Origin of the sequence: Pseudomonas sp. PDM18, from assembly GCF_014852585.1 — a bacterium.
Taxonomy (GTDB): domain Bacteria; phylum Pseudomonadota; class Gammaproteobacteria; order Pseudomonadales; family Pseudomonadaceae; genus Pseudomonas.
The window spans coordinates 56,135-69,568 of record NZ_JACVBX010000016.1; the positions used below are offsets into that span (position 1 = coordinate 56,135).

Consider the following 13,434-nt stretch of genomic DNA (forward strand, 5'->3'; position numbering starts at 1 on the left):
CCTATGGGTCAGGTCAAGCCAGCAATTGCGCGAGCAGCCAGAGATTGGCGGCGCTGATGACGCAGAACAAGCCCCAGGCCAGCACTCGGGTGAGCAGGGAGTTGGCGAACTCGCCCATCAGCGCGCGATCGCTGGTGAAGCGGATCAGCGGCCAGAGCGCGAACGGCAATTGCAGGCTGAGCACCACCTGGCTGAACACCAGCAACTTGCCCACCGCCTTGTCGCCCAGCATCACCACGCCGATCAGCGCCGGGATCAGCGCCAGGGCGCGGGTAATCAGGCGGCGCTGCCAGCAGGGGATCTTCATCTGCAGGAAGCCGTCCATGATCACCTGCCCGGCGATGGTGCCGGTGAAGGTGGAACTCTGCCCGGAGGCGAGCAGGGCGACGCCGAAGAGGATCGCCGCAAGGCCGGTGCCCACCAGCGGTTCGAGCAGGCGGTAGGCGTCCTGGATTTCGGTCACGCCGGTGTGGCCGGTCTCGTGGAAGGCCGCGGCGGCGAGGATCAGGATCGCCGCGTTGACCAGCAGCGCGAGGCTCAGCGAGACCACGGTGTCGATGCGCGTCAGGCGGATCGCCGCGGCCTTGCCATTGGTTCCGCTGACCTGCCGCGTCTGCACGATGGAGGAGTGCAGGTAGAGGTTGTGTGGCATCACCGTGGCGCCGAGGATGCCGATCGCCAGGTACAGCGGCTCGCGCTGGGTCACCGCGTCCCAGCTGGGCAGGAAGCCGGCGGCGACGTCGGGCCAGTAGGGCTTGATGAGGATCAGCTCGACCAGGTAGCAGCCACTGATGGTGACGATCAGCCCCAGCATGATCGCTTCCAGGTGGCGGAAGCGCTGGCCCTTGAGGCCGAGCACGATGAGCGTGTCGAAGGCGGTGAGGATCACCCCGGTGACCAGGTCGACGCCCAGCAGCAGGTGGAAGGCCAGGGCGCAGCCGAGCACTTCGGCGAGGTCCGTGGCGACGATCGACAACTCCGCCAGCAGCCATTGCAGACGTGCCGTGCCGAGGCTGTAGCGGCTGCGTGAGAGCTGCGCCAGGTCCTGGCCGGTGACGATGCCCAGGCGCATCGCCAGGCATTGCAAGACCATCCCCGCAAGACTGGAAAGCAGCACCACGAACAGCAACTGGTAGCCGAAGCCCGAGCCGGCTTCGATGGCAGTGGCCCAGTTGCCCGGGTCCATGTAGCCGATGGAGACCAGCAGGCCTGGACCGGCGAACTGCAGGATGCGCTTCCACAACGGCGCGCCGGCCGCGACCTGGATGCTGCCTTTGACTTCCGAGGGACAGAACGGCGCGGTGGCGGTGGTCGGCAGGCCGAGCATGGGCGGAGATTCCGGGAGCGAGGGACGTTCAGCCTGACGCCCTGGGCATCAACAATCCAGGGGCGCCGTGCCTATCGGGTCGATTGAGCGGGGCGTGTTCAGTACCAGCGAGCCTCGCCTTCGGGGCGCTTCTTGAAGCGCTTCATGGTCCACATGTACTGGCTCGGATAGGCGCGCACGTACTTGGCCAGCTCGCGGCTGAGCGCGGCCACCGACACTTCCATGTCCTTGTCGTACATGTCCGCCGGGGCGGCTTCGAGGATTACCTTGTAGCCGCTGCCATCGGGCAGGCGCACGGCGTGGAAGAACACCCCGCGGGCCTTGCCGCGCGCGAGCAGCGACGGCACGAACTTGCTGGTCAGCGCGGTGGTGCCCAGGTAGGGCACGAACAGGCCCGAGCCCAGATCCGGTTCCGGGTCACAGGGGATGCCGACGCAGCCACCGTTCTTCACTTCCCTGATCACGCTCTTGATGCCTTCAGGAGTCGAAGGCGCGACACGGTTGCCCAGCTGCACGCGCTGCTTCTTCAGCAGGTCATCCACCGCCTTGAGCTTGGGCGGGCGGTAGAAAATGATCGGCTTGGCGTAGGAGCAGTAGAAGTGGTTAAGCACTTCCCAGTTACCCAGGTGGCTGGTGATGCCGACCAGGCCGTCGCCGGAGGCCAGCGCTTCTTCCAGCACTTCCATGCCTTCGACTTCGCGGATGTACTGCAGCGATTTCTGCGGCGACCACATCCAGGCGCAGGCGCTCTCGGTCAGCGTGCGGCCGATGTCCATCAGGCTCTGGCCGACGAGCTTCTCCAACTCGACCTCGGACAGCTCGGGGAAGCAGTGCGACAGGTTGATCCGCACGATCTCGCGGGACCGATTGGGCAGCTTCCACATCAGCCAGCCGATACCAGCGCCCAATGCGCCCACCGCGCGCCACGGCAGCATGGCGAACAACCGCAGGAAGCCCACCACCAGTGCGCCCTTGAATTTCTCCACGGAAAACTCCTTCAAGCAGATGGCGGCCATTGTAGCCGCTCGCGCCGGCAAATCGGGCGCCATCGCGGCTCCACACAATCTCCACCCGGCGAACACAGTGCGCCCACGGCGCGCGCGCAACCTGCGGCCATTCGATCCACTGGCCCGGAGAACCGCGATGCGTACCCCCACCTTCCTTGCACGGCTGTGCGGCCTGCTGTTGGCGCTGAGCGCCAGCCTGGCGGCGCTGGCTGCTGATGACAGCAGTTCGAGTCCCTACTTCTTCGTCGAGAACGCCGATCCGGCCGTCGATGCCCTGCCGCTCAAGGCAACCCGCGTGGATGCCCGCGTGCTGGGCAACATCGCCGAGGTGACGGTGACCCAGGAATACCGCAACCAGGGCAAGACGCCGCTGGAAGCGCGCTACGTGTTTCCCGCCTCGACCCGCGCCGCCGTCCACGGCATGACCGTGCACCTGGGTGATCGGGTGATCCAGGCGCAGATCCGCGAGAAGCAGAAGGCCAAGGTCGAGTACCAGCAGGCCAAGCAGGACGGCAAGACCGCCGCGCTGCTGGAGCAGGAGCGCGAGAACGTGTTCCAGATGAACGTCGCCAACATCCTCCCCGGCGACGTGGTGCAGGTGGAACTGCGCTACAGCGAGCTGCTGGTGCCCACCGACGGGCGCTTCCAGTTCGTCTTCCCCACCGTGGTCGGGCCGCGCTACAACGGTCGCGGTGAGTCCGGTAGCGGCAAGCAGCAGTGGATTGAATCACCGTACCTGCCAGCCGGGCAGCCTTCGGCCACCACGTTTGATCTACAAGTCGAACTGCTGGCGCCGCTGCAGATCGGCGAGATTACCTCGCCCTCCCATCGCCTGACGATCCAGCGTAACGGCCAGCACGCCACCGCTCGGGTAATGGCTGACGATGCCACCGCCAGCAACCGCGACTTCATCCTCGACTACCAGCTCGGCGGCGAGTCCGTGCAGAGCGGCCTGCTGCTCTCGCGCGGCGAGCAGGAGAACTTCTTCCTCGCCATGGTTGCCCCGCCGCGCGCGCCGGACGCCCGGCTCATCGTGCCGCGCGATTATGTCTTCGTGGTCGACGTCTCCGGGTCCATGAACGGTTTCCCGCTGGACACCACGAAGACCCTGCTGCGCGACCTGATCGGCCGCCTGCGCCCTAGCGACACCTTCAACCTGCTGCTATTCGCCGGCGACAACCGCAAGCTGGCGGAGCGTTCGCTCCCCGCCACGCCGGATAACATCCGCCAGGCCATCGAGCTGCTGGACAGCCAGGTCGGCGCCGGCGGCACCGAGCTGATGCCGGCCCTGCGCGAGGCGCTGGCGATGCCCACCGATCCGGAACGTTCGCGCAGTTTCGTGGTGGTCACCGACGGCTACGTCACCGTCGAGAGCAGCGCCTACAAGCTGGTGCGCGAGAACCTGAGCAAGGCCAATCTGTTCGCCTTCGGCATCGGCAGCGCGGTGAACCGCAGCCTGATCGAAGGCCTGGCGCGGGCGGGGCAGGGCGAGCCCTTCGTGGTGACCGATGATGAGCAGGCGAGCAAGGCGGCGCAGCGCTTCCGCAAGATGATCGACAGTCCGCTGCTCAAGGGCATCCAGGCCCGCTTCGAGGGACTCGACGTCTACGACGTGGAGCCGTTGCAATTGCCCGACCTGTTCGCCAATCGCCCGCTGGTGCTGTTCGGCAAGTGGAAGGGCGAGCCGCGCGGGGAGCTGCGTCTCGACGCCCACGCCGCCGACGGTCCATTTCAAGTGCGGCTGCCAATCAGCGCTGGCAACCTCACCGACAGCGGCGGTGCGCTCGCCCACCTGTGGGCGCGCCAACGCCTTGCCAGCCTGATGGATCAGGAGGCGCTCGACGGCGGCTACGAGTTCAGCTCGCGGATCCTCGACCTCGGCCTGAAATACCAGCTGCTCACGCCCTACACCTCGTTCATCGCCGTTGACCAGCAGGTGCGCAACCCCGACCCGCAGGCGAGCAAGACGGTGGATCAACCGCTGCCGATGCCCCAGGGCGTGAGCAATAACGCCATCGGCAGTACGGTACCGGGAACGCCGGAGCCAGGCGTCTGGGCCATGTTGCTGCTGGCGGCACTCGGCGGCTGGTGGTGGCGGAGGAAGGCGGCATGATCCGCCGCCTGCCTGGCTGGAGCTGGCTGCTGTTCGCCGCGCTGGCGGCCTGGCCGAGCTGGCTGTGGGCGGCGCGGCGGCTCGGTGATGGTTCGGATGATCCGCTGGGGATCATCGCGCTGGCGGCCCTCGGGCTGCTGCTCTGGCGCGACCGCTCCAGCCTGCGCGCCCAGCCGCGTCTGCGCTGGCTGGGCGTGGCAGCGCTGCTGCTGATCGTCGGGGCGCTTTTCCAGTCGATCCTGCCGCCGCTGCTGCGCGGGTTGCTCTCGGTGCTGGCGTTGCTGCTGGTGATCCTCAGCTTGCGCGCCCCCGGCCAGCCCTGGCTGGCTTGGCTGGGGCTGGGCGTGCTGTCGCTGCCGCTGCTGTCTTCGCTGCAGTTCTTCGTCGGTTATCCACTGCGTGTGGTCACTGCCGAGGTCAGCGCATGGCTGCTGCGCCTGGGCAGCTGGACGGTGGAACGGCAGGGCAGTTCGCTGCTGGTGGATGGCCAGTGGGTGATGGTCGATGCGCCCTGCTCGGGTATCCAGATGGCCTGGGTCGGCTACTTCACCGCCTGCTCGCTGGCAGCCTGGCAGCGCCTGCCGGATCGTTCGTTGCTGCGTCGCCTGCCGCTGGTGGGGCTGCTGGTGCTGGGCGGCAATATCCTGCGCAACACGCTGCTGGTGTGGGGCGAGAGCGGGGCGAGCGGGTTTCCCGGCTGGGCCCATGAGGCGATCGGGCTCCTGGTGTTCGTCGGAGTCTGCGGGATGATTTTCCGGGTGATCGGGCGGCGTGCATTTGTACCGCCGCCGGCGGTGGAAGCTACCGGGCCTGGCACTTCTGCGCGTTTCGCCGGCAGCCTGCTTGGTGCTCTGCTGCTGGCGATGCTCTGGCCTTTCCTGTCGCCGGCTACCACCGCGTCAGAGGCCGCTCGCGTCGCCCATGAATGGCCGGTGCAATTCGAAGGTCGTGCCTTGCGCCCGCTGGCGCTTTCGCCGGTGGAGCAGCGCTTCGCCGCGGACTTTCCCGGCCAGCTCGGCCGTTTTACCGATGGCCAGCGCAGCATCGTACTGCGCCAGGTGCTGCGGCCGACTCGCAAGCTGCATCCGGCGGAGGATTGCTTCCGCGCACTGGGCTATCGCATCGAGCAGACGCAGCTTCGGCAACGGGTTGGCGCGCAAGGCCTGCAACGCTGCTTCGTGGTGACCAGCGAGGGCCTGCGGCTGCAAGTCTGCGATTACATCGAGGACGCCGCCGGCCAGTCCTTCTCCGATACCTCGGCCTGGTACTGGTCGGCACTGTCCGGCCAATCCGCCGGGCCCTGGCAGGCCGTCACAGTGGCCAACCCGCTGCTTTAGGCGCGAGTCAGCTGGGCGTAGCGGTCGCAGTCGACGGTGTGGTCCATCACCATACCGGTGGCCTGCATGAAGGCGTAGCAGATGGTCGGGCCGACGAAGTTGAAGCCCGCCTTGCGCAACGCCTTGCTCATGGCCTCGGCCTCGGGCGTCACCGCCGGCACGTCGCCCCGTCCACTGAAATGATTGACCTTGGGCTGGCCGCCAACGAAGGACCAGAGGAATGCCACCGGGTCCTCCAGCTTCAGCCAGGCCTGGGCGTTCTGCCGCGCAGCCCTGAGTTTGGCGAAGTTGCGGATGATGCCGGGATCCTGCATGCGCTCCTCGATTTCCTCGTCCGTCATGCGGGCCAGGCGCTCGGGATCGAAGCCGAACAGCACCTCGCGGTAACGCTCGCGCTTCCTCAGCACGGTGATCCACGACAGCCCGGCCTGGGCGCCTTCGAGGATGATCATCTCGAACAGCTTGCGGGCATCGCGCTGGGGCACGCCCCACTCGGCATCGTGGTAGGCGATATACAGCGGATCGTCGTTACACCAGAAGCAACGGGGCATGGCAGTCAGCCTGCGAAACGGGAAGGTTCTGACTATATACAAATAGCTGTACAAAAATACAGTTATCGATACGGTTTTTTGCCCCTTCGAGGGCCTACGAACGGTCGCTCAAAAAACGCTGAGAAGCCCAAGCTGCAAGCATCTTGGGGTATACTGCCGGGTTTTAGTCGCATATCCAGCACAGGTGAAATTCGTGAGCCAGACTACGCCCGCCGTGCCCACCTTCCAGGACCTGATCCTCGCCCTGCAAAAATACTGGGCCGATCAGGGCTGTGTGGTGCTGCAGCCCTACGACATGGAAGTAGGCGCAGGCACCTTCCACACCGCCACCTTCCTCCGCGCCGTGGGCCCGGAAACCTGGAACGCGGCGTACGTGCAACCGAGCCGCCGTCCTACCGACGGCCGCTACGGCGAGAACCCCAACCGCCTGCAGCACTACTACCAGTTCCAGGTGGTCTTGAAGCCCAACCCGGAAAACTTCCAGGAGCTCTACCTGGGCTCGCTGCAAGCCATCGGCATCGACCCGCTGGTCCACGACATCCGTTTCGTCGAGGACAACTGGGAATCGCCGACCCTCGGCGCCTGGGGCCTGGGCTGGGAAATCTGGCTGAACGGCATGGAAGTCACCCAGTTCACCTACTTCCAGCAGGTCGGCGGCATCGAGTGCTACCCGGTCACCGGTGAGATCACCTACGGTCTGGAACGCCTGGCCATGTACATCCAGGGCGTCGACTCGGTGTACGACCTGGTGTGGGCCGACGGCCCGTTCGGCAAGGTTACCTACGGCGACGTGTTCCACCAGAATGAAGTGGAGCAATCGACCTACAACTTCGAACACGCCAACGTCGAGAAGCTGTTCGAGTTGTTCGACTTCTACGAAAGCGAAGCCAACCGCCTGATCGAACTGCAGCTGCCGCTGCCGACCTACGAGATGGTCCTCAAGGCCTCGCACACCTTCAACCTGCTGGACGCCCGCCGCGCCATCTCGGTGACCGAGCGTCAGCGCTACATCCTGCGCGTGCGCACCCTGGCCCGCGCCGTGGCGCAGAGCTACCTGCAGGCCCGCGCCCGCCTCGGCTTCCCGATGGCCACCCCCGCATTGCGTGACGAAGTACTGGCCAAGCTGAAGGAGGCCGAATAATGAGCGCGAAGGATTTCCTCGTCGAACTGGGCACCGAAGAGCTGCCACCCAAGGCGCTGAAAAGCCTCGGTGAAGCCTTCCTGGCCGGCATCGAGAAGGGCCTCAAGGCCGCCGGCCTGACCTACGCCGCCGCGCGCTGCTATGCCGCGCCGCGCCGCCTGGCCGTGCAGATCGACCAGCTCGCCGTGCAGCAGCCGGATCGCACCGTGAACCTCGACGGCCCGCCGCTGCAGGCTGCCTTCGACGCCAGCGGCAACCCGACCCAGGCTGCCCTGGGCTTCGCCAAGAAGTGCGGCGTGGACCTGGAGCAGATCGACAAGAGCGGCCCGAAGCTCAAGTTCAGCCAGACCATCACCGGCCAGCCGGCCGTGGGCCTGCTACCGGGTATCGTCGAAGCCTCGCTGAACGACCTGCCGATTCCCAAGCGCATGCGCTGGGCGGCCCGCCGTGAAGAGTTCGTGCGCCCGACCCAGTGGCTGGTGATGCTGTTCGGCGACGACGTCGTCGATTGCGAGATCCTGACCAGGAAGGCCGGTCGCGAATCCCGTGGCCACCGCTTCCACAACCCGGCCAACGTGCGCATCTCCGCTCCGGCCAACTACCTGGAAGACCTGCGCAGCGCCCACGTGCTGGCCGACTTCGCCGAGCGCCGCGAGATCATCTCCCGCCGCGTTGCCGAACTGGCCGCCGAGCAGAAGGGCAGCGCCATCGTCCCGGCCGACCTGCTGGACGAAGTGACCGCGCTGGTCGAGTGGCCGGTGCCGCTGGTGTGCTCATTCGAGGAGCGCTTCCTCGCCGTGCCGCAGGAAGCCCTGATCACCACCATGCAGGACAACCAGAAGTATTTCTGCCTGCTGGACGCCAACGGCAAGCTGCTGCCGCGCTTCATCACCGTGGCCAACGTCGAGAGCAAGGCACCGGAGCACATCGTCTCCGGCAACGAGAAGGTCGTGCGCCCGCGCCTGACCGACGCCGAATTCTTCTTCAAGCAGGACCAGAAGCAACCGCTGGAAGCTTTCAATGCCCGTCTGAAGAACGTGGTGTTCCAGGCCCAGCTGGGCACCGTCTATGAGAAAGCCGAGCGGGTTTCCAAGCTGGCCGCCTACATCGCCGAGCGTATCGATGGTGATGCGACCAACGCTGCCCGCGCCGGCATCCTCTCCAAGTGCGACCTGGCTACCGAGATGGTCGGCGAGTTCCCGGAGATGCAGGGCATCGCGGGTTACTACTACGCCACCGCCGGTGGCGAGGCCAAGGACGTCGCCCTGGCGCTGAACGAGCAGTACATGCCGCGCGGTGCCGGCGCCGAGCTGCCAAGCACCCTGACCGGTGCCGCGGTGGCCGTGGCGGACAAGCTGGACACCCTGGTCGGTATCTTCGGCATCGGCATGCTGCCTACCGGCAGCAAGGACCCGTACGCCCTGCGTCGCGCTGCCCTGGGCGTGCTGCGCATCCTCATCGAGAAGCAGCTGGACCTGGACCTGGTCGACGCCATTGGCGTGGCCGTGGCCCAGTACGGCGACAAGGTGAAGGCCGAGGGCCTGTCCGAACAGGTGCAGGACTTCGTCTTCGACCGCCTGCGCGCCCGTTACGAGGATGAAGGCGTCAACGTAGCCGTGTATCAGGCCGTACGTGCACTCAAGCCGACCGCTCCGCTGGACTTCGACCAGCGCGTGCAAGCCGTGCAGGCCTTCCGTCAGCTGGCCGAAGCCGAGGCCCTGGCCGCCGCCAACAAGCGCGTGTCGAACATCCTGGCCAAGGCTGAAGGGGACGTGCCCGCTTCCGTCAACGCCAGCCTGTTCACCGAGACCGCCGAGAAGGCCCTTGGCAGCGCCGTGGCAGCTGCCGAGAGCGAAGTAGCTCCGCTGGCCGAGGCTCGTGACTATCGCGCCGCCCTGGCCCGTCTGGCGGCCCTGCGCGCGCCGGTGGATGCCTTCTTCGAGGAAGTCCTGGTCAATGCGGAAGACAACGCCGTGAAGGCCAACCGCTACGCGCTGCTGGCGAAGCTGCGTGGGTTGTTCCTCGGCGTCGCCGACATCTCGCTGCTGGGTTGATGCCCGCCTGAAAGCCGGGAGTTCGCAACGGTTCGCCGTGACGAACTCCCGGCTTTTTCATTTCCGACTTATCGAAAGTGTCTGACTTGCCGAATCCCCATGAAGCTACTGATCCTCGACCGCGACGGTGTCATCAACCAGGACTCCGACGCCTACATCAAATCCCTCGACGAGTGGATTCCGATTCCCAGCGCGATCTCAGCCATCGCCCGCCTGAGCAAGGCCGGCTGGACCGTGGCCGTGGCCACCAACCAATCGGGCATCGCTCGCGGCTATTACGACCTCGCCACGCTGGACAGCATGCATCAGCGTCTGCGCGAGCTAGTGGCAGAGCAGGGCGGTGAACTCGGCGTGGTCGTCTATTGCCCTCACGGCCCCGACGAGAGCTGCGACTGCCGCAAGCCGAAACCCGGTATGCTGCGACGGATTGCCCAGCACTACGGCGTGGAGTTACGCGGCACCTGGTTCGTGGGTGACAGCCGGGGTGACCTGGACGCCGCGCTGGCCGTCGATTGTCAGCCAGTGTTGGTAAAGACCGGCAAAGGCGAGCGAACCCTGACCAAGCCGTTGCCCGAAGGCACGCTGGTATTTGACGATCTGGCGGCAGTAGCCGACCAACTTCTTTCCTGAGGACCCATCCCCCATGTCGATAGTGCAGGCCATCAGAACCGTTCTCTTCTACCTGCTGCTGTCGTCCAGCGCCTTCGTCTGGGGTACCCTCAGCCTGCTTATTGCGCCCTTCCTGCCGTACCGCGCGCGCTACCGCTTCATCGCCCAGGTCTGGTGCAAATTCGCCGTCTGGCTCGCCAGCTGGGTGGTCGGCGTGCGCTACGAACTCAAGGGCGTGGAGAACATCCCCGACCAGCCCTGCGTGATCCTGGCCAAACACCAGAGTACCTGGGAGACCTTCTTCCTCACCGGCTACTTCGAGCCGCTGGCGCTGGTGCTCAAACGCGAGCTGCTGTTCGTACCGTTCTTCGGCTGGGCCATGGCGCTGCTCAAGCCCATCGCTATCAACCGCGAGCAGCCCAAAGTCGCCCTCAAGCAGATCGCCAAGCAGGGCGATGAGTGCCTCAAGAAGGGCGCCTGGGTATTGATCTTCCCCGAAGGCACCCGCGTTCCTACCGGCCAGATCGGCAAGTTCTCCCGTGGCGGCGCCTCCCTGGCGGTCAATGCCAACCTGCCGGTACTGCCGATCGCCCACAACGCCGGCCACTGCTGGCCGAAGAACGGCTGGGCAAAATACCCGGGGACCATCCAGGTGGTAATCGGCCCGGCCATGTACGCCGAAGGGGAGGGCGCACGCGCCATCACCGAGCTCAACCAGCGCGCCGAGAACTGGGTCATCCAGACCCTGCGCGACATGGGTGAGCTGCCGGCCGATACCACGCCTCAATCGGTGGCCGAGGCATCCTGACGCAGCGCCTTCCCGCAGACAAGAGAAAAGGGCCCCGAAGGGCCCTTTCTTTTTGCCTGCAGGAGGTCAGACGTCCAGGTTGGACACCGCCAGGGCGTTGCTTTCGATGAAGTCGCGGCGCGGCTCCACGGCGTCGCCCATCAGGGTGTTGAACAGCTGGTCGGCAGCGATGGCATCCTCAATGGTTACCTTCAGCATGCGGCGCACGTTCGGGTCCATGGTGGTTTCCCACAGCTGATCCGGGTTCATCTCGCCCAGACCTTTGTATCGCTGGATACTATGGCGCTTGGTGCCTTCGATCATCAGCCAGTCGAGGGCTTCCTTGAAGGTGCTGACCGGCTTCTTGCGCTCGCCCTTCTTCACGTAGGCCCCCTCTTCCAGCAGGCTGTTCAGCTTGCTGCCCAATTCGGTGACCGCGCGGTAATCGTTGCTGGCGAAGAAGTCGCGGTTGAAGGTGATGTAGCTCGACAGGCCGTGAGCGACCATCTCGACTTCCGGCAGCCACAGGTGACGCTCGCGGTCTTCGCGCAGGCTGACCTTGTACACCAGGCCTGATTTTTCGCTGCTCTTCAGGCGTTCCTGGTACTGGTCCAGCCAGCTCTGCATGGCAGTCTGGTCACCCAGTTGCTCGGTTTCGATGCGCGGCAGATAGACGAAGTGCTCGGTCAGGTCCTGAGGGTACAGACGGGACAGGCGCTTGAGGGTACGCATGACGGCGCGGTACTCGTTGACCAGCTTCTCCAGCGCCTCGCCGGACAGGCCCGGAGCGCTTTCGTTGACGTGCACACTGGCCTCCTCAAGGGCCGACTGGGTCATGTACTCATCCATGGCCACGTCGTCCTTGATGTACTGCTCCTGCTTGCCGCGCTTCACCTTGTACAGCGGTGGCTGGGCAATGTAGATGTAGCCGCGCTCGACCAGCTCCGGCAGCTGACGGAAGAAGAACGTCAACAACAGGGTACGGATGTGCGAACCGTCGACGTCAGCATCGGTCATGATGATGATGTTGTGGTAACGCAGCTTGTCGATGTTGTACTCCTCGCGACCGATACCGCAGCCCAGCGCGGTGATCAGCGTGCCGACCTCCTGGGAGGACAGCATCTTGTCGAAGCGAGCCTTCTCGACGTTGAGGATCTTGCCCTTGAGCGGCAGGATCGCCTGGGTCTTGCGGTTACGGCCCTGCTTCGCAGAACCGCCCGCGGAGTCACCTTCCACGATGTACAGTTCGGAGAGGGCGGGGTCCTTCTCCTGGCAGTCGGCGAGCTTGCCCGGCAGGCCGGCAATATCCAGCGCGCCCTTGCGGCGGGTCATCTCACGAGCCTTGCGCGCGGCCTCACGGGCACGGGCGGCGTCGATCATCTTGCCGACCACGGCCTTGGCTTCGTTCGGGTTCTCCAGCAGGAAGTCAGCGAAGTACTTGCCCATCTCCTGTTCCACGGCGGTTTTCACCTCCGAGGAAACCAGCTTGTCCTTGGTCTGCGAGCTGAACTTCGGATCCGGGACCTTCACCGAAATGATCGCGGTCAGACCTTCACGGGCGTCGTCGCCGGTGGTGGCGATCTTGAACTTCTTCGCCAGCCCTTCCTGCTCGATGTAGTTGTTCAGGTGACGGGTGAGGGCGGAGCGGAAGCCTGCCAGGTGAGTACCACCGTCACGCTGGGGAATGTTGTTGGTGAAGCAGAGGATGTTCTCGTTGAAGCTGTCGTTCCACTGCAGGGCCACTTCCACGCCGACGCCATCTTCTTCGCGCTGGCAGTTGAAGTGGAAGACCTGATTCACCGCAGTCTTGTTGGTGTTCAGGTACTCGACGAAAGCGCGCAGGCCCCCCTCGTACTTGAACAGTTCTTCCTTGCCGGCACGCTCGTCGCGCAGGACGATGCCGACGCCGGAGTTCAGGAAGGACAGCTCGCGGATCCGCTTGGCCAGGATGTCCCAGCTGAAGTGGATGTTGTGGAAGGTTTCCGCGGACGGCTTGAAATGCACCTCGGTGCCAGAGCCATCGGTGTCACCCACCGGGCGCAGCGGGAACTGCGGAACGCCGTGGTGGTAGACCTGTTCCCAGACCTTGCCCTCGCGGCGAATGGTCAGGCGCAGCTCGTGGGAGAGGGCGTTCACCACCGACACACCCACGCCGTGCAGACCGCCGGAGACCTTGTAGCTGTTGTCGTCGAATTTACCGCCGGCGTGAAGGACGGTCATGATGACCTCGGCCGCGGAGACCCCTTCTTCCTTGTGGATATCCACCGGGATGCCGCGACCGTTGTCGCGCACGGTGATGGATTCATCGGTGTGAATGGTGATGCTGATCTCGCTGCAATAGCCTGCCAGCGCTTCGTCGATCGAGTTGTCCACGACCTCGAAGACCATGTGGTGCAGGCCGGTGCCGTCGTCGGTATCACCGATATACATGCCCGGACGCTTACGTACGGCATCCAGCCCCTTCAGTACCTTGATACTGGAAGAGTCGTAGGTGTTCTCGCTCATTCT

General features: G+C 65.1%; 10 protein-coding genes. 6 read left to right on the forward strand and 4 right to left on the reverse strand.

The window, feature by feature from the left end; translation table 11 throughout:
* Positions 1-13 precede the first annotated feature (13 nt).
* On the reverse strand, positions 14-1,327 hold the full coding sequence (locus IB274_RS25965; RefSeq protein WP_192435681.1) for an Nramp family divalent metal transporter: 1,314 nt from the start codon (positions 1,325-1,327) through the stop codon (positions 14-16).
* A 98-nt stretch (positions 1,328-1,425) separates the two neighbouring features.
* Entirely contained in the window at positions 1,426-2,313 is an 888-nt protein-coding gene (locus IB274_RS25970; protein WP_192435682.1) for a lysophospholipid acyltransferase, read from the reverse strand.
* A gap of 157 nt (positions 2,314-2,470) precedes the next feature.
* Between IB274_RS25970 and IB274_RS25975 the strand changes: the two genes are divergently transcribed.
* Both IB274_RS25975 and xrtQ read left to right on the forward strand, forming a co-directional pair.
* Complete coding sequence (locus tag IB274_RS25975) at positions 2,471-4,447, forward strand: VIT and vWA domain-containing protein (protein WP_192435683.1); 1,977 nt, start codon at positions 2,471-2,473, stop codon at positions 4,445-4,447.
* The gene (gene xrtQ / locus IB274_RS25980) at positions 4,444-5,784 is read left to right on the forward strand and encodes an exosortase Q (RefSeq protein WP_192435684.1); all 1,341 of its coding nucleotides are present in this window, start codon (positions 4,444-4,446) and stop codon (positions 5,782-5,784) included. The genes IB274_RS25975 and xrtQ overlap by 4 nt, the downstream gene beginning before the upstream one ends.
* Here xrtQ and IB274_RS25985 read toward each other — a convergent pair.
* Positions 5,781-6,335 (reverse strand): DNA-3-methyladenine glycosylase I, encoded by a 555-nt coding sequence (locus tag IB274_RS25985; RefSeq protein WP_192435685.1) that lies wholly within the window; start codon positions 6,333-6,335, stop codon positions 5,781-5,783. The two genes, xrtQ and IB274_RS25985, sit on opposite strands and share 4 nt — an antisense overlap.
* A gap of 193 nt (positions 6,336-6,528) precedes the next feature.
* Between IB274_RS25985 and glyQ the strand changes: the two genes are divergently transcribed.
* The 4 genes from glyQ to IB274_RS26005 all read left to right on the forward strand — a co-directional run bounded on the left by glyQ (position 6,529) and on the right by IB274_RS26005 (position 10,947).
* Entirely contained in the window at positions 6,529-7,476 is a 948-nt protein-coding gene (gene glyQ / locus IB274_RS25990) for a glycine--tRNA ligase subunit alpha (protein WP_081518980.1), read from the forward strand.
* Positions 7,476-9,530 (forward strand): glycine--tRNA ligase subunit beta, encoded by a 2,055-nt coding sequence (gene glyS / locus IB274_RS25995; protein WP_192435686.1) that lies wholly within the window; start codon positions 7,476-7,478, stop codon positions 9,528-9,530. Before glyQ ends, glyS begins: the two co-directional genes overlap by 1 nt.
* Before the next feature lie 93 nt (positions 9,531-9,623).
* A complete protein-coding gene (gene gmhB / locus IB274_RS26000; protein ID WP_192435738.1) occupies positions 9,624-10,160 on the forward strand; it encodes a D-glycero-beta-D-manno-heptose 1,7-bisphosphate 7-phosphatase in 537 nt (178 codons plus the stop codon).
* A 13-nt stretch (positions 10,161-10,173) separates the two neighbouring features.
* A complete protein-coding gene (locus tag IB274_RS26005) occupies positions 10,174-10,947 on the forward strand; it encodes a lysophospholipid acyltransferase family protein (RefSeq protein ID WP_192435687.1) in 774 nt (257 codons plus the stop codon).
* A 66-nt stretch (positions 10,948-11,013) separates the two neighbouring features.
* On the opposite strand, the gene gyrB is transcribed toward IB274_RS26005, so the two are convergent.
* Entirely contained in the window at positions 11,014-13,431 is a 2,418-nt protein-coding gene (gene gyrB, locus IB274_RS26010; protein ID WP_192435688.1) for a DNA topoisomerase (ATP-hydrolyzing) subunit B, read from the reverse strand.
* Positions 13,432-13,434 lie beyond the last annotated feature (3 nt).